The organism is Acinetobacter sp. YH16053, assembly GCF_013417035.1.
GTDB classification, from domain to species: Bacteria; Pseudomonadota; Gammaproteobacteria; order Pseudomonadales; family Moraxellaceae; genus Acinetobacter; species Acinetobacter towneri.
The window spans coordinates 79,158-100,596 of sequence record NZ_VPEP01000009.1 but is presented as its reverse complement, the minus strand read 5'-3'; the positions used below and the strand labels follow the sequence as shown (position 1 = coordinate 100,596).

The window sequence follows — 21,439 nt, the reverse complement described above, 5'->3', positions numbered from 1 at the left end:
CCCAAGTAGAAGGATAATCTTTTTCAGATTCAATCAATAATTGAACCGCTCTTTCTCTGATTTCAGGGGTATATTTTGGTTTTGTCATTGGAACATTCTCTCAAGAAAGTTGGTCTCCGACAAACCCGGTACGGTTCAAAATATTGGCGCGTTTAGAGTGTAATATCGCTTTTAAATCTGATGGGTTTAGCTGTTCCATAGTAAATACAACCCCTTGTTTTTATTAAAAACTAACAGACTATTATGACAATATCTAGTTTATTGCTATGCAGTACGCCATAGTTTGACGTGTTATTTTTTAAATTTCTTAAAAGAATGGTTTGTTGATGAACTGTACAGCCGATTCTAAAAATGCTTGTATTTTAGAAAATACTTCGCTAGTATTCTTTGCGCTTGAACTTGTTGAAAAATAACAATTTCAGTTTATAGGGCCTATAGCTCAGTCGGTTAGAGCAGCGGACTCATAATCCGTTGGTCCCCAGTTCGAGTCTGGGTGGGCCCACCATATAAAACAACCACTTAGGTGTACTAATCCTAAGTTGTTTTTTATTTTTGAGCTTTAGGAAGCATCAAGGTATCTACTTCATTTAAATACAATTAATACCCTATTGCATAATGAATTCATTATCATGGTGCATTCATCTATTTATTCAAATTTGATAAAAATTGAAATCATCTTAAGCCTATTATTTATATTTTATTGGCGCACAGCACTTAAAAAATGATCACATGATCCATATAGTTCAAAAGCAACACTGTTTTTTTTTGAGATATCATTATCCAAAAACTACACCTTCACTTTCCGAAACATTGCCCGATGCAACTTTAAACGCTTCTCTTTACGCACTTCTAAAAACAACTCAAACATTGACCATACCAAGACCAATAACAACACAGTCAATGCCACAAGAAAAGTCGTCAAATAAGCCACTTTAGTATCCTTCCATGATGCGTGGAATAGTGAAATGATGAATAGAATCATAGCTAATTACGACCAAAGTCTAATGATTTACAAATCATTTGAATAGTGAATTTTTGCTCAATTTAAGACTTAATTTCTCTCAATTCATATATTTTTAATATTAAAAACAAAGTATTTAGAGTTAAAACCAATAAAAGATATAACGCTATATCAACTGCATCACTTGAGATTGCTATATTTCAAACAATTTTCTGTTGACTCTTATATAAAACAAGCAGAAATTATGCATTTCCAGATTCATCAGCTGTTACATCTATGTTGAAAAAATTTATAGGCGAGTCCGCATTCAAACTTGCAGGATGGCAATATCAGGTAGAACCCAACATCCTCGAAAATAAACAAGTGATCGTCGGTTTTGAACACACCTCAATGATGGATGCAATCCTCTCGCTTGCTCTGTTCCAAATTTATGATATTAAAATCCATACTTTAATCAAAAAAGAGCTTTTTAAAGGGCCACTTAAACCTATTTTAGAAAAAGTCGGCGGTATTCCAGTAGACCGTAAATCTAACAAAGATATTGTGTCGCAAATGGTCGAACTTTTTGATCAAAATGAACATTTCAATTTGGTCATCGCACCCGAAGCAACTCGCGCAAAAACAGGTGAAGCCCGCAAGCCAATTCGTACAGGTTTTTGGCATATTGCCAAAGCAGCCAATGTGCCTATCGTTTTAATGTATGCCAACTCACAAACCAAACAAGGTGGGATTTTTGGCAAAATCTATCCGACAGATTTAGATCACGATATGGCACTTATCCAACAATTATATAAAGAACAAGTGGGCTTAGATATTGTCATTCCTGAGCCAAAAACAACTCAAAGCAACACTTAAAAAACCTAAAACTCTGCCCTTTATCTAAAAAAAGGGCTTATGTTAGAATGGGCGCAATTTTGATAGGCATACTGCCAATCTGTAAGGAGCATAGTTCGCATGGCGGGTCATTCCAAGTGGGCCAACATTAAGCATCGTAAAGCCAAACAAGATGCTAGTCGTGGTAAGTTGTTTACCAAATTTATTCGTGAATTAACAACTGCTGCAAAGCTCGGCGGTCCAGATGCGGCAAGTAACCCTCGTTTACGTGCTGTTGTGGAAAAAGCACTTTCAGTTAACATGACACGTGACGTCATTAACCGTGCCATCCAGCGTGGTGCAGGCGGTGAAGATAACGACGATCTTAAAGAAGTAACCTATGAAGGTTATGGTGTAGGTGGTGTTGCGGTTATTGTAGAAACCATGACAGACAACTTAAACCGTACCGTGCCAGATGTACGTCACTGTTTCTCTAAAACTGACGGTAACTTAGGTACCAATGGTTCTGTAGCATTCCTGTTCACAAAACGTGGTGAAATTTCATTTGAAGATTCATCTTTAGAAGATCAAGTGATGGAAGTGGCTTTAGAAGCTGGCGCAGAAGATATTGAAGTGTCTGAAGATGGCATTTTGGTTATTACCACGCCAGAAGCTTTTGGTACAGTTCAAGATGCGCTCACAGCAGCAGGTTTGAAATCTGACAATGCTGAAGTGGTTATGAGTCCATCGACCAAAGCAGAAATTACAGACATCGATCAAGCGAAAAAAATTATGAAAATGATTGATATGCTTGAAGATTTAGATGATGTTCAAAACGTATATACCAACGTTGAATTCTCTGATGAAGTTTTAGCACAATTAGACGCATAATCGGTCTAACTGCAATTCCTAAAAACGCACGTTCTCGTGCGTTTTTTTATAGATCCAGTCAAAATAATTCTAAGATTCTAATAAATTAAACTTTATTTAATAAACCATGACAGTTTAAAACATCATATTCTTTAATCACAAAGCTAGAATGCAAACCTGCCACATGCTCAATTTTACCAATCCGTTTTAATAAAATTTCGCTGTAATTTTCCATATCTCGTGCCACAACCTCTACAATAAAATCTGCAGTCTGTCCTGTCACCAAAAATGCACGTATCACTTCAGGAATGCTTTCCAATTCATCCAAAAATTTGGCAAAAATATCGGTATCGTGTTTGCTCAAAGACACCTGCAACAACACATGCAAACTAAAGCCCAGTTTTTGATAATTAATTTCACGCTTTAAACCTGAAATAATTTTATGATCGATCAGACTTTTAATACGGCGATGCACCGAACTTACCGACAGATTAACCCGCTCGGAAAGTTCATTCAAATTGACATCTTCATTGCTTAAAATTTCTAAAATATGCTTATCGTAGCGATCTAATTCCATTTTCAAGCACTCAATCTAATCTGATAAAATTTAAACTCATGCTGCCATTATACTTAAATTATTTTGCAGACTAAGCATCTTTATCGAAAATTATTTTCCATTATTAAAGCAAAATGTTTATGATTCAACAGATCACCGCTTATCGTTTTGAACAACTTAACAGACAAACGGAACAGCTTTCTAATTTATTGATTTTCAAATTTTTAAATTTAAAAAACTCAACAAAACAACGAATCTACTCATACATTTTCACAATCCCGACCGTCTATCTTTTACAAGTGTATAGAAATGTATTAAAACAGATGCGCTCGACAATAAGCACAATGCAGCACAACAAAACCAATAAAAATACAAGTAATCGTCATGGCTTTTAAATCTCTAAGCTTGCTGAAAATAAAATTAGCTCTGTATTTACCGTAGAAACTCAGACCAGCTCTTTATTCGATGGACTCTTAAGTGGTGGCTCTTTAAGCAATACCTTTTCTGGTTTGCTTGGCAGCCTGACTAGTTCGACCTCGACCACACCTACCCTAGATTCTTTATTAAAAAGTTTACTCTCTGGCAGCAGCTTAGATAGTTCTAGCCTAACCAATCTAATCAGCCAATTTTCAAGCTCGAATACCAACTTAGATATCACCAGTTTAATTAGCAAACTGACACAATCCAATGGCGGTAGCTTCGATATTGCTTCCATCACCAATTTACTCAGCGGCATGATTGGCAGCAATGCAGGTGATTTAGATATTACGAAACTCACCCAATTAGTGAGTGGGTTAATCGGTGGTAATACGGGTAATCTTGATATTGCTCAAATTACTCAATTGGTCAGCGGTTTGATTTTGGGTAATAGTGACCTCGATATGGCCGCAATCACACAACTGGTTGGTGGTTTAATTGGCGGCAATACTGGCAGTTTAGGCGGTATGGATTTTGGTGCTATCGCTGAACTGGTGGGTGGTTTAATCCAAGGCAATGGCGATCTTGATATTGCTCAAATTGCTCAACTGGTTAGTGGCTTGATTGGTGGCAACATCGGTGGAGGTTTAGGCGGTATGGATATCGCGATCATTGCTGAATTAGTAGGCGGTTTAATGCAAGGCAATGGCGATCTTGATATTGCACAAATTGCGCAACTGGCAAGCGGCTTAATTGGCGGTAACATCGGTGGTGATTTAGGTGGTCTAGATATCGCTGCTCTAGAACCAATTCTTGCGTTGCTTAATCCTGAAGGTCAGCTTGCAAGTGACTTTGATCTAGGTGGTTTATTAAATAATCTGACTGGAGATACAACTGGTGGTTTCAGCTTAGATGGCTTGAGTGATGGTTTTGACAACTTAATTTCTGGTTCAGATTTTAACATCAGCGACTTACTGCAAGGTGCGTCATCTACAACCAGTTCAGAGATCAATATTGATAGCTTAGTCCCTGCATTAGGCGATGCATTTGGCAATTTAACTGGTGGCACATCAGACACTCAATTTGATTTAGCTACCCTGCCAAATTTGGTACAGACTTTTGATTTGAATAACTTAAATTCTTTGTTCTAATCCTTGGTTTTAGGTTTTTATACATCAGTATCCAAAAAATACGCGCAGATTGCGCGTATTTTATCTGAGGCGATAACATTTAAATACCGCGCCAATCTACACGTGCATTACGCTCAGTTTGATAAATACGAGAAACATATTGCCCTAAAGGTAAATCCAGCAAATATTTTTTATAATCTTTAAATTCTTCAGAAATCACTTCATCATGTTCTTTTTCCCACGGCGTTCCAGAAATTTCCAAAATAGGTGCAAGCATCGAACACACTGAAATATCGGCTAAACCTAAACGCTCACCCACAAAATAACGCCCGTAATTATCAATCAAATGCTGATTTAAAATGACAATTAATTCATCCATCCGCTGTTTGGATTCTGCAACTTTATCTTGATCGAGCTGATAGCCCTTAGACACCAAGGCTTTAATAATTGGCTTGGAATATTTAGAAAATTGACGCAAATAGCCTTTTTCGCCAATTAAAATTTCCAAAGGTTCTTCACTTTCAGATAATGCATGCGCCAACCCCCATCGACGCACATGCTGCCCCAATTCATCAGCCAAAGTATTTATGGCCAACGCATGTTTATATTGTTCGGCATCACTGCGTAACAAGGCATGTTCGGGGTAAATATCATCTAGATATAAAGCAATTTGAGTCGAATCTGCTATCCAGCGGTCTTGATCACGTAAAATAGGTAATTTATTTTGCCCTGTTTTTAATTGGGCAAAAGCGCGATGCACGCCTGGAATTAAGTTTTGCGCATCATAATCTAACTCTTTATGATCCAATAACCAGCGAGCTTTCTCACAAAAATGAGACAAAGGAAACTGGTATAAGATGCGCATAAAATCTCCATATTTAAAATTTTGATATCCAAAGCAGTATCAATACTGTGCTTGTCATACTTTAGTCATAGCCTCTTATAATTACAATGTAATTTTTATTCAAAATTCAGGCGAAACAGTCAGCAATTCAAAATCAATTCCGAAAAGAAATTCAACGTACAGCATCAAGCACGCTAGATTGGAGAAACATCTGTCCGATGACCTGACTTTATCTGCCCTTTCATGTAAAATCGTGCCTAATTTTTAAATAACACGTTGTGAGTTATTCATGGGTTTTAATTGTGGTATTGTGGGCCTGCCAAACGTTGGTAAATCTACGCTTTTTAATGCTTTAACCAAAGCTGCAATTGCAGCGGAAAACTTCCCGTTCTGTACCATTGAGCCAAATACAGGCATTGTACCTGTGCCAGATTCACGTTTGGACAAATTGGCAGAAATCGTAAATCCGCAACGTGTATTACCAACCACGATGGAATTTGTGGATATTGCAGGTTTGGTTGCAGGTGCATCTAAAGGTGAAGGTTTAGGTAACCAATTCCTTGCCAACATTCGTGAAACCGATGCGATTGCGCATGTAGTTCGTTGCTTTGAAGATGAAAACGTCATTCACGTAAATGGTAAAATTGACCCATTAGATGACATTGCAACCATCAATACCGAACTTGCTTTGGCCGATTTAGAAACGGTAAGTAAAGCCATTACACGCTTAGCAAAATCTGCCAAAGGTGGCGATAAAGAAGCCGTAGCGACCAAAGCCGTTTTAGAAAAAATCCAACCTTTACTGGATGATGGCAAGCCTGCACGTGCAGCCAATTTAGATGACGATGAACGCAAATTGGTTCGTGGTTTTGGTTTATTAACCTTAAAACCAACCATGTATATTGCGAACGTGGCAGAAGATGGCTTTGAAAATAACCCGCACTTAGATGCAGTCAAAAAACTTGCTGCAGAAGAAAATGCGATTGTGGTGCCTTTATGCAACCAAATTGAAGCCGAAATTTCATTGCTTGAAGATGAAGACCGTGCAGAATTCCTAGAAGCACTAGGTATGGAAGAACCAGGTCTGAACGTAGTGATTCGTGCAGGTTATGCGCTGTTAGGTCTGCAAACTTACTTTACTGCAGGCGTACAAGAAGTCCGTGCTTGGACAGTGAAAGTAGGTGCAACTGCACCACAAGCAGCAGGCGTAATTCACACTGACTTTGAAAAAGGCTTTATCCGCGCAGAATGTATTGCTTATGAAGATTTCGTACAATACAACGGCGAAGCAGGTGCAAAAGAAGCAGGTAAATGGCGCTTAGAAGGTAAAACTTATATCGTTCAAGACGGTGATGTTTTACACTTCCGCTTTAATGTTTAATTTTTTTATTGCTTAGTTTTAGAACAATGCTTGCAGCAAAGCATTGATTCAACAACAAACCTCGATGTAAGCATCGAGGTTTTTTTATGGGCGATTCTGCATCACATCAATGCAAAATAATCTCACTAAGACTGCACCACATTGCCCTTTTGTTTCGGGTCGGTATTACCCAATTCAGGATGCGCCAAAGCATCAGCACATTGTTTTTTATCCCGTTCATAATCAGCTTGTTTTTGTGCAAGACTGCTTGAACTGTCAATCGTCGCACGTGCCCAAATTTCCAAACTGGTCAAAGCCTTACGACACAGCGCATATTTCCCTTCCGTTACAGAGTCGGTCATTTTGACATTAATACGCCAGTCGGTACTTAATTTACGGGCAGGTTTGCGGACTTTATCTTCAATTAAGTTACGCTGTTTACGATACACGTACGGCTCAACTTCATTCATTAATTCCCACGCGGCTTGCGCATACACAGTCGCATCATTGGTGAGTTTTGGCGCAGGCTTAATTTCTACTGTTTTTTGCGGGTTGTTGTCATTGCTACACGCTTGCAATAACAGGCTACTGCATAACATTGAAGCAAGCAGGATTACAGGTGTTTTCAATTTCAACATATCGGTTCGCCCATACAAACAATTCGGCATCATGCTAATGAATTCAAGTATAATACACAATCTTCATTTGACCCATCGTTCAACTTTCTCCCACAAGGTGTGTCGTGTCCGTACACAATATTCAAACTGCGCCCGCAGCAAGTTTTTGGCAAGGTGCAAAAGATAGTCAGGCGATTATTTTCACCTATCTGCCTGTTTCTTTTGCTTTTGGTGTTTCTGCAACTCAATTCGGCTTTAGCGCATGGGAAGCCTTATTTTTATCTTGCTCGATGTATGCAGGGGCGAGTCAATTTTTAGTCGTTGCCTTATTGGGCAGTGGAACTTCAATCTGGATGACCGCATTAACGGTAATCGCCTTGGATATTCGACATTTACTTTACGGCCCGGCCTTACAAAACCTGATTCAAGATCGTTTAAACCTAAAAAAAACTGCAATTTGGTCATGGGGTCTGACCGATGAAGTTTTTGCCTCAGGCATGATTAAACTGTCACAGCGCCGTCAGGAATGGTCTGAATCATGGATGCTTGGACTGAGTTTATTTAGTTGGTTGTCTTGGGCATTAGGCTCTTTGTTAGGCGGATTATTTGCCGATCAAGTCACTAAAATGCCACAGTTTTTGCAAGCGGCGCTCGACTTTTTACTGCCCGCTTTATTCCTTAGCTTCTTATTGGCAGCATTTGAAAAGAAACACACCTTTGTCGTGGGAATCACCATTCTAGTATCTGCCGTAGCTTGTTATTTTATTGACTTATCTGCTGCAATTTTTATTGGGATTTCTTCAGGTATTTTGGCGGGATTATTTAAACACTATGTTTTAAAACAACCCGACCCTGAACATACAGGAGCAAAATCATGAGTTTAGAAATTATTTTGGTCGGTATTATGGTCGGTATCGCAAACTTCGCCTCACGTTTTGGGCCATTTTTTGTGATTCAAAAGTTTCAACAAGGCTCACAGCAACGTGGTGTTTTATGGCTTAAAATCGCTTTGGGCAGCATTGGTATAGCCGCAATTAGCTCTATGCTCGTGGTTGCAACCTTGCCACCTTTGCTTGAAACACCCAATAAAAGTTTTGCGATGTTGATTGGCTTTTTAGTGCTGACAGGTTTGTATTTTAAGTTTAAGAAAATCGTACCTGCAACGCTTACCGCAGCCATCACCTATGGTTTAATTTATACTTATGTGCCATTTTCGTTCTAATGTTGCTGAAATTTAGAGGTTGAATCGTCCAAATGAGCTATTTCAGGATTCAGCCTTAATTACTATAAAGCACTGAATGCAATACAATGAGATGACAAAATCATGATTTTATTGCAAACAGGGCTTAACTCATGGAACAGTTCTGCTATGCTAAAAGCCCACTTTAGCAAGGACGATTCACATGAGCGTGACCATTGGTACTCCCCTTCAATCTTCTGCTTTCAAGGTTTTGCTATTGGGTTCAGGGGAACTCGGTAAAGAGGTGGTAATTTCACTGCAACGCTTAGGCGTAGAAGTACATGCCGCCGATCGCTACGACCATGCGCCAGCCATGCAAGTCGCACATTATGCTTATACTTTAAACATGGCAGATGCCACAGAATTAAAACAACTGATTGAAAAAATTAAACCTAATTTAATTGTGCCTGAAATTGAGGCGATTGCGACATCAGTTTTACTTGAAATTGAAGCGCAAAATATTGCAACAGTGATTCCATCTGCCAAAGCGGTAAATTTGACCATGAACCGTGAAGGCATACGTCGTTTAGCTGCGGAAGAATTAGGTTTGCCGACATCCGCTTATCGCTTTGCCAATTCTCTCGAATCTTTCCGCGCTGCATGTGATGACATTGGTTATCCAAACTTTGTGAAGCCTGTGATGTCATCTTCAGGCAAGGGACAATCGCGTGTCACCTGCTTTGATGAAGTTGATGCAGCTTGGGAATATGCCCAGACTGGCGGGCGTGTCAATCAAGGCACTGTGATTGTTGAATCACAAATTGACTTCGATTTTGAAATTACCTTATTAACCGTACGTGCTAAAAACCCAGAAACTGGTGCGATTGAAACTTCATATTGCGACCCAATTGGTCACCGTCAAGATGCAGGCGACTATGTAGAAAGCTGGCAACCTCAAGCCATGAGTGATGCTGCCTTGACTGAAGCCAAACGAATTGCACACAAAGTGACTACTGCCTTAGGTGGTTGCGGTATTTTTGGTGTAGAGCTGTTTGTGAAAGGCGATAAAGTCTGGTTCAGTGAAGTATCTCCACGTCCACACGACACAGGTTTGGTGACATTGGCTTCACAATTCCAAAGTGAATTTGAATTACATGCCCGCGCGATTTTAGGCTTACCTGTCAATACCACACGCCATAGCGTTGCAGCCAGTGCGGTGATTTATGCAGGTGTCGATGCAACGAATCTTTCATTTTCTGGCCTGAATCTTGCATTAGCACATCCCGATACAGATTTACGTTTATTTGGCAAACCTGAAGGTTTTGAGCGTCGTCGTATGGGCGTTGCCACTGCACGAGCAGAAACCACAGAGCAAGCGCGTGAGCTAGCTCAGCATACTGCGGACACTGTTCGCGTACATTTAAACGAAAATCAAAATTAAGCTCGTCATTGCATAACGGAATTGTCCATGATCATTACATTACCCTTGCTGAATTATGTAAAAAGCAACCATGACATTCAGGCCATTAACCAATGGCGCACCGATGTCGAAAATCAGCTACAACAATGTTTTGAAAATGGACAATCCATTCGTGAAGTGATTTTGGCGCGTTCTAACCTGATTGATGAAGCGCTCACTTTCTTATGGCAACATGCTGAATTAGACAAAACCGATTTGAGCCTATTTGCAGTGGGCGGCTATGGGCGTAAAGAAATGCTGCCCTATTCCGATGTCGATATTATGGTGTTGTCGGAAGATGCAATCACATCAGAACAAGAACAACTTATTTCGACCTTTATTTCGTCTTTATGGGATGTTGGCAACTTCAAACCTGCCACCAGCGTGCGGACTATTCAGGACTGTGTGATTCAGGCAACCAGTGATTTAACTGTTGCAACTGCCTTGATTGAAGCGCGTTTAATTACAGGAAATCAGCAGCTTGCCAAATGGCCGCGTCGTATTGTTTCGCAGACTTGGACAGATAAAACCTTTTTTGATGCCAAAATGGAGGAGCAAAGCAAGCGTTACGCGCAGCACAATGACACCGAAAGTAATTTAGAACCTGATATTAAAAATGCTCCGGGCGGTATTCGTGACATCAACCAAATTGGCTGGATTGCCAAACGCCATTTTCGCGTCAATCGTATTTACGACTTGGTGCATTTAGGTTTTATTTCAGAATTTGAATTGGGTGTACTTGAAGAAGCCGAAAGCTTTTTATGGGAAATCCGTCATCATCTCCATCGTTTAACCAAACGTGATGAAAACCGTTTATTATTTGATTATCAACGAGATATTGCAGCAACTTTTGGCTATGTTCGAGAAGAAGGTAAACCGCAAAATTACCCGATTGAACAATTTATGAAGCGTTATTATCGCTCTGCACAGCAAGTTTCCACTTTAAATGAAATGTTGCTGGCCTATTTTAATGAGTCGGTCATTACCCCGCGTTTGCCTAATTATGAACGTAACATTGAAGAAATTAATGAAAATTTTAAACTGGTCGATGGCAAACTTGCCGTGCAGCACCACAAAATTTTCTCAGAAAAACCAAGCGCAATTTTAGAAATTTTCTATTTATTGGCCAATCGTCCTGAAATTGAAGGAATTCGCGCACGAACACTGCGCCTGCTGACACTTGCAGCCAAGCGTATTGACCAAAGTTTCCGTGATGATCCAACGCATCAAGCGCTGTTTATGGCAATTTTGCGCTCACCGCACCGCTTGTATAATACCTTGGTGACTATGAAACGCTTAGGTGTATTGGGCAATTACATCCCCGCTTTTGGTCAAATTACAGGTTTAATGCAATACGACTTATTCCATATTTATACAGTCGATGCGCACATTTTACTATTACTCCGCAATTTAAGCCGCTTCAAAGAACCTGAATTCGCGAAAGATTTTCCTGTGGTCAGTTCGGTATTTCAGCGTTTAGCCCGTCGTGACATTATTTATTTGGCTGCGATTTTCCATGATATTGCTAAAGGTCGTCGTGGTGATCACAGTGAACTTGGTGCGGTAGATGCGATTGAGTTTTGCCGTAAACACGGATTTACTGAACGTGAATGTAACCTTGTGGCATGGTTAGTCAAAAATCACTTGTTGATGTCAGTCACAGCACAGAAAAAAGATATTTCTGACCCCGATGTGGTCAAGGAATTTGCCGAAAAAATGGGAGATATGGAGCATTTAGATTATCTCTATACCTTAACGGTTGCTGATATTAATGCGACTAATCCAACACTCTGGAACTCATGGCGTGCATCCTTAATGCGCCAACTTTATACGCAAGCGCGTGATGTCATTCGCTCAGGACTTGGGCGTCCCGTCGATTATCAAATGCTGATTGAAGACACCAAATTTGCGGCAAGCGAGTTACTGGTTAAAGATTTTGAACTCAGTGCTGTTGAAAAAGTCTGGCAAGAACTGGGCGATGAATACTTTATTAAAGAATCTGCCGATGAAATTGCATGGCATACCCGCGCGATTTTGGAGCATGGCGATAATCCTGCACCATTAGTGCTCATGCGCGCGCACCGAAAATCAGCACAAGACGCAGTACAAATCTTTATTTACACGCAAGACCAACCCAACCTATTTGCCACAACTGTCGCTATTTTAGACCGCATGAACCTTGACGTTCAGGATGCACGAATTATTACTGCGACCAAAGCCTTTAGTTTGGATACTTACGTGGTCTTAGACCGTTTTGGCACACTCTTAACAGACCCTGAACGTGAAGAAATGGTGATTGAGGCTTTAGTGAATGCCTTGAGCCAGTCAGATAAATATCCGGGTCTGATGCAACGCCGCATTCCGCGTCAATTACGTCATTTTGACATTGAAAATACAGTAGAAGTGACTTTCAATGCAGCGCTGAATCAAAACATGGTCGAAATTGCCACACTAGATCATCCCGGATTACTCGCCAAAATTGGCGGCTTGTTTATGATGCAAGGCTTAGATATTCACTCCGCCAAAATTGCCACCCTGGGCGAACGTGCCGAAGATATTTTCTTCGTCACCAAAAAAGATGGCAACCCAATGACAAAATCTGAAGCAGATACCTTTGCAATCCAGCTCAAAGCTGCTTTAGATGAGGCCTCTAATCAGGTCTGTGGTCAACATTAACTTCAATTTACGGAACATCCATGAACTCAAGTTTGTCCTTATTACATCCTTACCCTTTTGAAAAGTTAAACAAACTATTTCAGGACGTACAACCTGCAAATTTGCCGTTAATTCCACTGTCTATTGGCGAACCTAAACATCCTGCACCTGAATTTGTCAAACAGGCCATTATTGATAATTTTCAGCATTTATCAACTTATCCGAACAGCAAAGGTCTGCCTGAATTACGTCACAGCATTGCCCATTGGCTGACACAACGCTTTCATTTAAAGCAAGTTAACCCAGACACACAAGTACTCCCCGTTTCAGGTACACGTGAAGCGATTTTTTCCTTTGTACAAGCCTTGATTCGACGTGAAGATGCGCCTTATGTAGTGATGCCCAATCCGTTTTATCAAATTTATGAAGGGGCAACTTTATTGGCAGGTGCTCAACCCTATTTCATCAATTGCACCGAAGACAATAATTACTTGGGTGATTTTGATGCTGTACCTGCAAAAGTCTGGGAAAAAACTGCTTTATTATTTGTCTGTACACCGGGAAATCCAACGGGTGCTGTCCTTTCAAAAGAACAATTTAAAAAGCTGATTGCCCTGTCAGATCAATATAATTTTGTCATTGCATCTGATGAATGTTATTCAGAATTATGGTTTGACCAAGCGCCTACAGGTTTACTGGAAGTCTGTGCCGAACTTGGACGCGATGACTACAAAAACTGCATCGTATTCCATTCTTTGTCTAAACGCTCAAACTTACCCGGCATGCGTTCAGGCTTTGTTGCGGGCGATGCCAACTTATTAAAACCTTATTTGCAATATCGTACCTATCATGGTGCGGCAATGCCTGTACAACATCAATTGGCATCTATTGCAGCTTGGGATGATGAACAGCACGTTGAAGATAATCGTCAACAATATCGCGCCAAGTTTGAATTATTCCAAACGGAACTTGGGCATTTACTGCCATTAAAAAAACCAGATGCAGGTTTTTATTACTGGCTCAAAGTCGACCATGATGAAAATTTTGCCAAAATATTGATGGAAAAAGCCCATATTAAAGTGCTGCCAGGTCGGTATTTATCTCGTGAAACCGCACAAGGTAACCCGGGTGAAAACCATGTTCGCTTAGCTTTGGTTGCAGATTTGGCGCAATGTGAACAAGTAATTCAACGTCTTAAAGCGATTTTATAAGTTAATGATTTCAATTAAATTTAAGGCGATCATCTGATCGCCTTAATTATCTTACTTGCACAAGCGCAAGCCTTTATCGTAAAGCCTTTTCAATTTCCGCCTGCAAATCTTCAGGTTTTGTGGTCGGAGCAAAACGGTTCAACACCTTGCCATCTTTGCCAATTAAAAACTTGGTGAAATTCCATTTAATTCCGTTGCCCAAAATACCTTTACTGTTATTGGTCAGGTAACGGAAAATCGCATGTGCTTCAGGACCTTTCACATCAATTTTGCTAAACATTGGAAAACTGACACCATAGTTTTTTTGGCAGAAGCTCCCAATTTGCTCATTGGAGCCTGGATCTTGCCCACCAAACTGATTGCACGGAAAGCCCAAAACTTCCAGACCTTGGTCTTTATATTGTTGGTATAACTTTTCCAAACCCGCAAATTGAGGCGTAAAACCACACTTGCTGGCTGTATTTACAATCAACAAAACCTTCCCTTCATAATCGCTAAAGGCTTTATTTTGTCCATCTAACAACTCAGCTTCAAACTGATAAATGTTGGTCATGGATAATTTCCCTCATCATTTTTTTCTTGTGTTTTGAGTTCTAAAGAAGCCGAATTGACACAATAGCGCAATCCTGTTGGCTGTGGACCATCATCAAAAACATGCCCTAAATGTGCGTCACAATGATGACAAACAATCTCAGTACGCTGCATGCCATGCGAACCATCCTGATGTTCTTCAATCACCCCAGGCTGGATTGGACGATAGAAACTTGGCCAACCGCTACCGCTGTCATATTTTGTTTCAGATGAGAATAGCGCTGTACCGCAACAACGACAGGTATAAATCCCCTCTTGTTTAGTATTCCAATATCTCCCCGTAAAAGCAGGCTCCGTGCCTTTTTGACGTGTAATCCGAAATTCCTCTGGTGATAACTCTCTTTGCCATTCTCGGTCTGTTTTATTGAGTTTTCCCATCACTAACTCCTTTAAATCTTTGACATTCAGTGTCATGCTTCAGTACTTCCATTTTTACGCTAGACCTTGCAAAATATCTAGCTAAATTTCAGCATAGATTGTGATATTTCAGTAATCTATAATTTATTTATCTTCTAATCATTGGATGGAACTATGTCCGTACTAGGTAACACGACTCCGCGCGAAATAAAAAAATCATCAAAACTTGAGCATGTATGCTACGACATTCGCGGACCTGTGTTACGAGCGGCCAATGAAATGGAAGAGGCCGGTCATAAAATTATTAAACTGAATATTGGCAACCCTGCCCCATTCGGTTTTGAAGCGCCACAGGAAATTATTAATGATGTCGCATTGAATTTGCCTAATGCGATTGGTTATACCGACTCCAAAGGGATTTTCCCTGCGCGTAAAGCGATTTGTCAGTACTATCAGCAAAAAGGCATTTTCGATATGCATGTCAATGATGTGTATATAGGCAACGGCGTGTCTGAACTGATTGTTATGGCGATGCAAGGCTTGTTGGACGATGGCGATGAAATGCTGGTACCAATGCCTGACTACCCGCTTTGGACTGCGGCAGTGAATTTATCGGGCGGTACTGCTATTCACTACAAATGTGATGAAGAAAACTTTTGGTATCCAGACATTGCCGATATGGAAAGCAAAATCACGCCAAATACGCGCGGTATTGTCATTATTAACCCGAATAACCCAACGGGTGCGGTTTATCCACGTCATGTGTTGGAACAAATTGTAGCATTGGCAAAAAAATATGACTTAATTTTATTTGCCGATGAGATTTACGACAAAATTATTTATGACGGCATTGAGCATGTTGCGGTTGCAGCTTTAGCGGGTGATCAACTCTGTATCTCATTTAATGGCTTGTCTAAATCGTATCGCATTGCGGGCTTCCGTTCAGGCTGGATGGCGATTACAGGCGATAAATCACGCGCTGCAGACTACATTGAAGGTTTAGACATGTTGGCGTCTATGCGCTTGTGTGCCAACCATCAGGCGCAGTACGCGATTCAAACAGCATTGGGTGGTTATCAGTCTATCAATGACTTGATTCGTCCGGGTGGTCGTTTATACGAACAACGTAACATTGCATGGGAAATGCTGAACGACATTCCTGGCGTGTCTTGTGTCAAACCTGAGGGTGCAATGTATTGCTTCCCGAAACTTGATCCAAACGTCTATCCAATTGAAGATGACGAAAAGTTAATGCTCGATTTACTCAAAGCAGAAAAAGTTTTATTGGTTCAAGGTACAGGTTTTAACTGGCCAACGCCTGATCATTTCCGTGTGGTGTTCTTGCCAGCAGAAAATGAATTACGTGAAGCAATGACACGTTTAGGTCGTTTCTTGGCAAAAATCCGCTAAGATCAAACCGAATCTCTCTTTTAAAATGCCGTGTTAATTACGGCATTTTTTATGGATTTTAATTTATTTCTATTTTATCTTTACATCTCTGGTCCATCATCAAGCAGTAACACAGCAAAGCGATAACCTGACACTTGGGGATACACTTTTACACGCCCGCAAAAGCATGCTGTAATAGCCACAAGCGATTAAGTTTCAGGAATTGAGCATGCACTACCAAGTCCATCTTATTGATGCGCAAAAACCATCACAAAATTATATTTGGTTGCTTGAACATTGTGCCAGCAAACAAGTGGTGGTGGTTGACCCTACCGATGCCAAACCTGTTGAAGATTTTTGCCAAAATCATGGTTTAGAGATCGCGCAAATTTGGTTGACGCATTGGCATCAAGACCATATTGGCGGTGTACCTGAACTCATTGCAGAACGTAATTTACCTGTTTATGGGCCACGTGAAGAATTGAGCAAAATTCCGTTTATCACGCATCCTTTACAAAACCAAGATCATATCAATTTTCATGATTTACAGGTCGATGTTATTGCCGTTCCGGGACATACCTTGGGGCATATTGTGTATTTTATAGATGCGTTGGATGTATTGTTCTGTGGCGACACTTTATTTGCGATGGGCTGTGGGCGTGTTTTTGAAGGTACATATTTGCAAATGTATCAATCTTTAAACCGCTTGGCAGCGCTGCCTCCGCGTACCCGAGTATATTGCACCCATGAATATACATTGGCGAATGCACAATTTGCACTGCATGTAGAACCCGACAATGTTGCCATTCAAGAGCGTTATCAACAAATTGAAAGTTTACGCATGCTTAATCAACCCACTTTGCCAAGCAGCATCGAACTAGAACTGGAAACCAATCCATTTTTAAGGGCCGAAAGTGTCGAAGAATTTCAGAAATTACGTGAACTCAAAGACAACTTTTAAATTGATGCTTTGATCATAAAGCATCTGATATTTCTCTCGGATTATAAAATCTGATTACTGGCAGCAAACTCATCTAATTGAGTTTGCGTCACCACACGCACAGCATTCATTTCATCGACCCGCACCAAAAGTAAATTGGACAATGCAGGCTGATAACGGCGTGCGCTGCCAAAAGGCGTATAAGCCACTTTGGATTGCGAGGAAAACAGTAACCAATCTTCATGCCCAAGCATCACAGCAAAAGGCTCTAGCCCTTGATTTTGCATCTGCTTCACTATGTACTCAGCCTGCTGTTGGATTGTTTGTGCAGTCATGTTTATTTTCCAAATCTTCAAACTCAACCATAGTATAAGCTAATGTCCATTTGGTGCCGACATGCTCCACACTGATATGCATTGCGCTAAATTAAAGCTTGGCATAAAAAATGGATAATCTTTATGTGTTAATGCTGAAAATAAATACAGTCTAAAACCAAAAATCATTAACAAATTATTTCCAAGTCATCTTTTGGCAATATATCTAAGACCTTAAAATTAATTACGCCACCTCAGTTAAAATAATAAATATCAATAATTTACAAATAAATAATTCTTTTAAAATATTCTAATTGCTTAAAAGGACTTTAGATTTCTAAAAATCAGTGAAAAAAATGTCAAAGAAATACATTTCTGCCCTTTAAAAATTCAAGAAATATCCCTATTAATAATTAAATAAATGGATAGGAGTTCTCTCGTGAAAAAAGTTGTTAAAGCAAAAAATTTAATTGCGTTTCGTATTTGGTTAGAAAAATTAGGTTATTCAGTCAAAAATTTGGCGGATGGTCACGGTTTCACATTTAGCTTTCAAAAAGAATATGGTTTGGTCACTTGCGAGCTTTCTGGTAATGCTTTAGCAATGAAATTAGGCGAGGAATTTGAAGACCATTTAAAAGCATAAGTACTTATACAATATAGATAAGTATGCGATAACGGTTGAACTTGATAGGATGCAAAAATAAAAATTCAAATCGTATTTCATCAACACTTAAAGATGATCTTGCCCATAACCTGTTTATGGGCTTTTTTTTATACTGAACTTTAAATCTTAAAATACATCTAAGCCTTGTCAAAGAGATGCAATGATTTAAAGCTAAAATAACAGGCAATAAAAAAGCAAGGTCATTGCCTTGCTCTTTAATGTATGGTGGGGACGGAGAGACTCGAACTCTCACACCTCGCGGCGCTGGAACCTAAATCCAGTGCGTCTACCAATTTCGCCACGTCCCCAACATCGGGTACCAACTGAGTTGTTGGATTTTAATTTGGCAGAGGATCAAGGATTCGAACCTTGACGAACGGTTTTGGAGACCGTCATGCTACCATTACACCAATCCTCTGTAACTTAAAATCAAGCTGACTTGATATTTAAGTGGTGGGGACGGAGAGACTCGAACTCTCACACCTCGCGGCGCTGGAACCTAAATCCAGTGCGTCTACCAATTTCGCCACGTCCCCGATGGCTGTGTATATTATAGAGATCACTTCCTGATGACAAGCCTTTTTTATAAAAAAGCACAATGACTGTTTAAATAAAAAACAAAAAACTATTTTTTGATTTTTTCTTAAGCATATTCAGCCACTAAGCCATAATTTCAACTCTGCAATACTCGTTGCACGCTGCGAATAGGACTTTGCCAACATGTGATTCAGCAGTGGTAAAAATGCTTGTAGATGCGTAGAAAGTTGGATATGCAATCTTTGACAATGTAAATACGCCCAATCGTGGTAACTATTTGCCTGCAAGCGTTGTTGCGTTAACCATTCATAAAAAATAATGCCTAAAGCATAAATATCACTTTGTGCAGTTTTGAGCTGTCCGTGAAATAATTCTGGTGCCATATAACGTGGCGTTGCAGTCATCCCCTGACATTGAATATCTGCAATTTGCTGTACTTGCTCAAAATCTAACAGTTTGATTTGCCCATCCAACTGCACAATATGTTCAGCTTTTAAGTCAGCATGAATCCAACCTAATTGATGTAATGCTTCCACTGCTTCAAAGACACGCAAAAATATGTGTTTAATCGCTTCTGTATATTCAGGTAAATTACCCATCACAAAAACAGCTTGCGCTTCAGGTAAAATTAAAGCACGTGAATAGACCTGTGAATAATGCGATGAAATGTCATGTGAATTACCCTGCGACTGAATATGAATGGGTGCAGCATCCATCAATTCACATGGCAATAAAAAAGATAAATATGATGATTGCGCGTACTGTTTATAAAAGTTCCATTCTTGTGCAAAACCCTGCTCTACTGTCGCATGAACACCTTGTTGTTGGGCTTTCAGCCAATAAAACTGCCCTTGATGTTCAAAACGATAGATATGCCGACCATATTGCAAACTTTGCGCTTTACTGCGCAGCTCGAACTGCGCAGTATCTAACTGTTGAACATCCAAATTTAAAACATTAAACAACACTTGCGCCAGTGCGCATTTCTGCTGCGACTTCGGTGGATACCTCTATTTGTGGTACATTTAATAACTCTAAGCAATGTTGCAAAGTTTTACCGACACGTGCATGTGTTTCAATTGATGAAATTTTCGGCCAAGTCGCACGCTCGCCTTCACGCTGTAAAATTTTAAATAAATGTGGTTTCGGGTTTTGCAACATATAGCTGTAATGACGCAGGTTATAGCTTCCTACAATATTCACATCACCATAATAGCGTTGATCGACAATGCCATAGCCATGATCTAGCAAACGACGCACTGGCGGTACAGCTCCTGCGCGCTCACGTACAAAATCCATTACCCCACGACTAATGACTTTGCCCTGACGACGAATAATCCGTTCTGGCCAACTCAGCATATCTTTACGATAACGCTTAATATCATCCTGCATAAAAGGCACTACATGCGGATTGACCTGACTGGCGATGGTGTAGTTAATATTATACAAACGTGCCATTTTTTCCTGTGGGAAATCGCTACGCACACTGCCATCCACCCAACGGGTTTTACCCATATATGGAGTGTGTTCGCCATCATAACGCTTGTTGGTTAAACGTACTGGTGGAAATAAAATTGGCACAGCACACGAGGCCAACACCGCACTCCAAACCAACAAATCTGGCGCAGTGAAGCTGTTCATAATGCGTGAGTCTTGCGATGCATCATAAGGCGCAACCGCCACATTAATATGCAAACCTGATTTTTGAAAAGCTTCTTCAAACGTGGTATCGCCCAAGTTTTTGATCAGGAATTTTTTTAAATAATGCACATCGGCAATTCCACCATTGCCTTTAAGAATTTCGCGCATTTGTCTAAACTGAAATGCTTCGTGGAAAAATGACTCACCACCCAAAATATGCTGTACTTCTTCAGGTTTTGCGATGCCTAGCATTGCAGTCATTATTGCACCCGCGCTCGAACCCGACAGCACTTTAGGCATTAAATCCTGTTCAAGTAAGGCCTTACAAACACCTGTATGAAACAAACCTAGCGTTGCCCCACCAGAGAACATCAAGGCAGGTTGTCCGTATGCAGTTTGGCATTGCTGAAAAAACTCTATTTTTTCTACTTTGGTTAAAGCCTGACATTCATCTGAAGCGACAAAAGCCAAACTTTTACTGACTTCATCCACATAATCTTCAATAATTTTTTTAGTACCCACATAGGTTGCAGTAAACAACATCGGATGGGCAATATTGGCGATGTCAAAAGTTAAACCTTCACGCAAAATATAAATTAAATCGTGACTGCGTTCGGTGGTGCGATAACGGCGTAATAAATTTAAACGATGCGAGATAATTTCCGCATCAAAATATGGCGAACTGTTGTCATATTTCCATTCTTGCGCACCAGTTTCTTCATCTATACGAATGGCAATACTTTTCCATTCTTCATACGATTCGGCATTTTGAATTTGGCGCTTGAGTTTTTTTATGCGATAGGCTTGATGCGGATTAACATCTTCGGTGAAATCTTTAAATAACATAGCATTCCTCAATCCGTTGGTTTATTCGCAGCACTACGCTTGCCTATGCCTACTATACACAACAATATCTAAAAAATTGTAATACGC

The 21,439-nt window shown here is 40.1% G+C and carries 21 protein-coding genes and 4 tRNA genes; 13 read left to right on the top strand and 12 right to left on the bottom strand.

The features are described 5' to 3' along the window. The first annotated feature begins 428 nt into the window (after window positions 1–428). Window positions 429–505: transfer RNA gene (locus FTV43_RS09135), tRNA-Ile, on the top strand. Between the two features lie 282 nt (window positions 506–787). Here FTV43_RS09135 and FTV43_RS09130 read toward each other — a convergent pair. Then, window positions 788–931 (bottom strand): hypothetical protein, encoded by a 144-nt coding sequence (locus tag FTV43_RS09130; RefSeq protein WP_154320842.1) that lies wholly within the window; start codon window positions 929–931, stop codon window positions 788–790. 306 nt (window positions 932–1,237) lie between these two features. On the opposite strand from FTV43_RS09130, the gene FTV43_RS09125 reads away from it, so the two are divergent. Both FTV43_RS09125 and FTV43_RS09120 read left to right on the top strand, forming a co-directional pair. Continuing rightward, on the top strand, window positions 1,238–1,816 hold the full coding sequence (locus FTV43_RS09125; protein WP_131261328.1) for a 1-acyl-sn-glycerol-3-phosphate acyltransferase: 579 nt from the start codon (window positions 1,238–1,240) through the stop codon (window positions 1,814–1,816). A 99-nt stretch (window positions 1,817–1,915) separates the two neighbouring features. Then, the gene (locus tag FTV43_RS09120) at window positions 1,916–2,665 is read left to right on the top strand and encodes a YebC/PmpR family DNA-binding transcriptional regulator (protein ID WP_004971429.1); all 750 of its coding nucleotides are present in this window, start codon (window positions 1,916–1,918) and stop codon (window positions 2,663–2,665) included. Between the two features lie 85 nt (window positions 2,666–2,750). On the opposite strand, the gene FTV43_RS09115 is transcribed toward FTV43_RS09120, so the two are convergent. Continuing rightward, window positions 2,751–3,221, bottom strand: coding sequence for an Lrp/AsnC family transcriptional regulator (locus FTV43_RS09115; RefSeq protein ID WP_004971430.1), 471 nt, complete (start codon window positions 3,219–3,221; stop codon window positions 2,751–2,753). A 488-nt stretch (window positions 3,222–3,709) separates the two neighbouring features. Between FTV43_RS09115 and FTV43_RS09110 the strand changes: the two genes are divergently transcribed. Continuing rightward, a complete protein-coding gene (locus tag FTV43_RS09110; protein ID WP_218950795.1) occupies window positions 3,710–4,768 on the top strand; it encodes a hypothetical protein in 1,059 nt (352 codons plus the stop codon). Between the two features lie 79 nt (window positions 4,769–4,847). Here the strand turns inward: FTV43_RS09110 and FTV43_RS09105 are convergent, their stop codons facing one another. After that, complete coding sequence (locus FTV43_RS09105) at window positions 4,848–5,612, bottom strand: glutathione S-transferase family protein (protein ID WP_096902290.1); 765 nt, start codon at window positions 5,610–5,612, stop codon at window positions 4,848–4,850. 268 nt (window positions 5,613–5,880) lie between these two features. Here FTV43_RS09105 and ychF point away from each other — a divergent pair, with 268 nt between their 5' ends. Further along, complete coding sequence (ychF, locus tag FTV43_RS09100; protein WP_004971435.1) at window positions 5,881–6,972, top strand: redox-regulated ATPase YchF; 1,092 nt, start codon at window positions 5,881–5,883, stop codon at window positions 6,970–6,972. Between the two features lie 125 nt (window positions 6,973–7,097). Here the strand turns inward: ychF and FTV43_RS09095 are convergent, their stop codons facing one another. After that, window positions 7,098–7,589, bottom strand: coding sequence for a hypothetical protein (locus tag FTV43_RS09095; protein ID WP_026438320.1), 492 nt, complete (start codon window positions 7,587–7,589; stop codon window positions 7,098–7,100). A 119-nt stretch (window positions 7,590–7,708) separates the two neighbouring features. Between FTV43_RS09095 and FTV43_RS09090 the strand changes: the two genes are divergently transcribed. The 5 genes from FTV43_RS09090 (at window position 7,709) to dapC (ending at window position 14,073) form a co-directional block, all read left to right on the top strand. Beyond that, window positions 7,709–8,446 carry an AzlC family ABC transporter permease gene (locus tag FTV43_RS09090; RefSeq protein ID WP_171062558.1) on the top strand — a complete coding sequence of 246 codons (738 nt, stop codon included), beginning with the start codon at window positions 7,709–7,711 and terminating at the stop codon, window positions 8,444–8,446. Then, window positions 8,443–8,790 (top strand): L-valine transporter subunit YgaH, encoded by a 348-nt coding sequence (gene ygaH, locus FTV43_RS09085; RefSeq protein ID WP_179995366.1) that lies wholly within the window; start codon window positions 8,443–8,445, stop codon window positions 8,788–8,790. The genes FTV43_RS09090 and ygaH overlap by 4 nt, the downstream gene beginning before the upstream one ends. Window positions 8,791–8,971: 181 nt before the next feature. Beyond that, window positions 8,972–10,189 (top strand): formate-dependent phosphoribosylglycinamide formyltransferase, encoded by a 1,218-nt coding sequence (gene purT, locus FTV43_RS09080; RefSeq protein WP_104851823.1) that lies wholly within the window; start codon window positions 8,972–8,974, stop codon window positions 10,187–10,189. A 27-nt stretch (window positions 10,190–10,216) separates the two neighbouring features. After that, window positions 10,217–12,883: a [protein-PII] uridylyltransferase gene (gene glnD / locus FTV43_RS09075; RefSeq protein ID WP_004971443.1), complete on the top strand. Its 2,667-nt coding sequence runs from the start codon at window positions 10,217–10,219 to the stop codon at window positions 12,881–12,883. Window positions 12,884–12,903: 20 nt separating this feature from the next. Continuing rightward, entirely contained in the window at window positions 12,904–14,073 is a 1,170-nt protein-coding gene (gene dapC / locus FTV43_RS09070; protein ID WP_104851821.1) for a succinyldiaminopimelate transaminase, read from the top strand. A 73-nt stretch (window positions 14,074–14,146) separates the two neighbouring features. Here the strand turns inward: dapC and FTV43_RS09065 are convergent, their stop codons facing one another. Together FTV43_RS09065 and msrB are read right to left on the bottom strand one after the other, a co-directional pair. Further along, window positions 14,147–14,626: a glutathione peroxidase gene (locus tag FTV43_RS09065; protein WP_096902294.1), complete on the bottom strand. Its 480-nt coding sequence runs from the start codon at window positions 14,624–14,626 to the stop codon at window positions 14,147–14,149. After that, complete coding sequence (gene msrB, locus FTV43_RS09060) at window positions 14,623–15,042, bottom strand: peptide-methionine (R)-S-oxide reductase MsrB (protein ID WP_096902313.1); 420 nt, start codon at window positions 15,040–15,042, stop codon at window positions 14,623–14,625. The genes FTV43_RS09065 and msrB overlap by 4 nt, the downstream gene beginning before the upstream one ends. A gap of 153 nt (window positions 15,043–15,195) precedes the next feature. Between msrB and FTV43_RS09055 the strand changes: the two genes are divergently transcribed. Both FTV43_RS09055 and gloB read left to right on the top strand, forming a co-directional pair. Beyond that, complete coding sequence (locus tag FTV43_RS09055) at window positions 15,196–16,431, top strand: pyridoxal phosphate-dependent aminotransferase (protein WP_004971448.1); 1,236 nt, start codon at window positions 15,196–15,198, stop codon at window positions 16,429–16,431. Between the two features lie 208 nt (window positions 16,432–16,639). Continuing rightward, window positions 16,640–17,371 (top strand): hydroxyacylglutathione hydrolase, encoded by a 732-nt coding sequence (gloB, locus tag FTV43_RS09050; RefSeq protein ID WP_131261331.1) that lies wholly within the window; start codon window positions 16,640–16,642, stop codon window positions 17,369–17,371. Window positions 17,372–17,412: 41 nt separating this feature from the next. Here gloB and FTV43_RS09045 read toward each other — a convergent pair whose 3' ends face one another. Continuing rightward, entirely contained in the window at window positions 17,413–17,685 is a 273-nt protein-coding gene (locus FTV43_RS09045) for a hypothetical protein (protein WP_104851819.1), read from the bottom strand. 418 nt (window positions 17,686–18,103) lie between these two features. On the opposite strand from FTV43_RS09045, the gene FTV43_RS09040 reads away from it, so the two are divergent. Beyond that, entirely contained in the window at window positions 18,104–18,307 is a 204-nt protein-coding gene (locus FTV43_RS09040; protein ID WP_004971452.1) for a hypothetical protein, read from the top strand. A 244-nt stretch (window positions 18,308–18,551) separates the two neighbouring features. Here the strand turns inward: FTV43_RS09040 and FTV43_RS09035 are convergent. The 5 genes from FTV43_RS09035 to FTV43_RS09015 all read right to left on the bottom strand — a co-directional run bounded on the left by FTV43_RS09035 (window position 18,552) and on the right by FTV43_RS09015 (window position 21,352). Then, window positions 18,552–18,636 (bottom strand) — tRNA-Leu (locus tag FTV43_RS09035). Window positions 18,637–18,672: 36 nt separating this feature from the next. After that, a tRNA-Trp gene (locus FTV43_RS09030) sits at window positions 18,673–18,746 on the bottom strand. 33 nt (window positions 18,747–18,779) lie between these two features. Then, window positions 18,780–18,864 (bottom strand) — tRNA-Leu (locus FTV43_RS09025). Between the two features lie 117 nt (window positions 18,865–18,981). After that, entirely contained in the window at window positions 18,982–19,833 is an 852-nt protein-coding gene (locus FTV43_RS09020) for a protein kinase (protein ID WP_004971453.1), read from the bottom strand. Beyond that, a complete protein-coding gene (locus FTV43_RS09015; protein WP_131261332.1) occupies window positions 19,823–21,352 on the bottom strand; it encodes a DUF3336 domain-containing protein in 1,530 nt (509 codons plus the stop codon). Before FTV43_RS09015 ends, FTV43_RS09020 begins: the two co-directional genes overlap by 11 nt. Window positions 21,353–21,439 lie beyond the last annotated feature (87 nt).

Bases quoted from the DNA above. Each gene is read 5' to 3' on its own strand.
- FTV43_RS09125 (WP_131261328.1), top strand. From the start codon at position 1,238: ATGTTGAAAAAATTTATAGGCGAGTCCGCATTCAAACTTGCAGGATGG.
- FTV43_RS09120 (WP_004971429.1), top strand. From the start codon at position 1,916: ATGGCGGGTCATTCCAAGTGGGCCAACATTAAGCATCGTAAAGCCAAA.
- FTV43_RS09115 (WP_004971430.1), bottom strand. From the start codon at position 3,221: ATGGAATTAGATCGCTACGATAAGCATATTTTAGAAATTTTAAGCAAT.
- FTV43_RS09105 (WP_096902290.1), bottom strand. From the start codon at position 5,612: ATGCGCATCTTATACCAGTTTCCTTTGTCTCATTTTTGTGAGAAAGCT.
- ychF (WP_004971435.1), top strand. From the start codon at position 5,881: ATGGGTTTTAATTGTGGTATTGTGGGCCTGCCAAACGTTGGTAAATCT.
- FTV43_RS09095 (WP_026438320.1), bottom strand. From the start codon at position 7,589: ATGTTGAAATTGAAAACACCTGTAATCCTGCTTGCTTCAATGTTATGC.
- ygaH (WP_179995366.1), top strand. From the start codon at position 8,443: ATGAGTTTAGAAATTATTTTGGTCGGTATTATGGTCGGTATCGCAAAC.
- purT (WP_104851823.1), top strand. From the start codon at position 8,972: ATGAGCGTGACCATTGGTACTCCCCTTCAATCTTCTGCTTTCAAGGTT.
- glnD (WP_004971443.1), top strand. From the start codon at position 10,217: ATGATCATTACATTACCCTTGCTGAATTATGTAAAAAGCAACCATGAC.
- dapC (WP_104851821.1), top strand. From the start codon at position 12,904: ATGAACTCAAGTTTGTCCTTATTACATCCTTACCCTTTTGAAAAGTTA.
- FTV43_RS09065 (WP_096902294.1), bottom strand. From the start codon at position 14,626: ATGACCAACATTTATCAGTTTGAAGCTGAGTTGTTAGATGGACAAAAT.
- msrB (WP_096902313.1), bottom strand. From the start codon at position 15,042: ATGGGAAAACTCAATAAAACAGACCGAGAATGGCAAAGAGAGTTATCA.
- FTV43_RS09055 (WP_004971448.1), top strand. From the start codon at position 15,196: ATGTCCGTACTAGGTAACACGACTCCGCGCGAAATAAAAAAATCATCA.
- gloB (WP_131261331.1), top strand. From the start codon at position 16,640: ATGCACTACCAAGTCCATCTTATTGATGCGCAAAAACCATCACAAAAT.
- FTV43_RS09045 (WP_104851819.1), bottom strand. From the start codon at position 17,685: ATGACTGCACAAACAATCCAACAGCAGGCTGAGTACATAGTGAAGCAG.
- FTV43_RS09015 (WP_131261332.1), bottom strand. From the start codon at position 21,352: ATGTTATTTAAAGATTTCACCGAAGATGTTAATCCGCATCAAGCCTAT.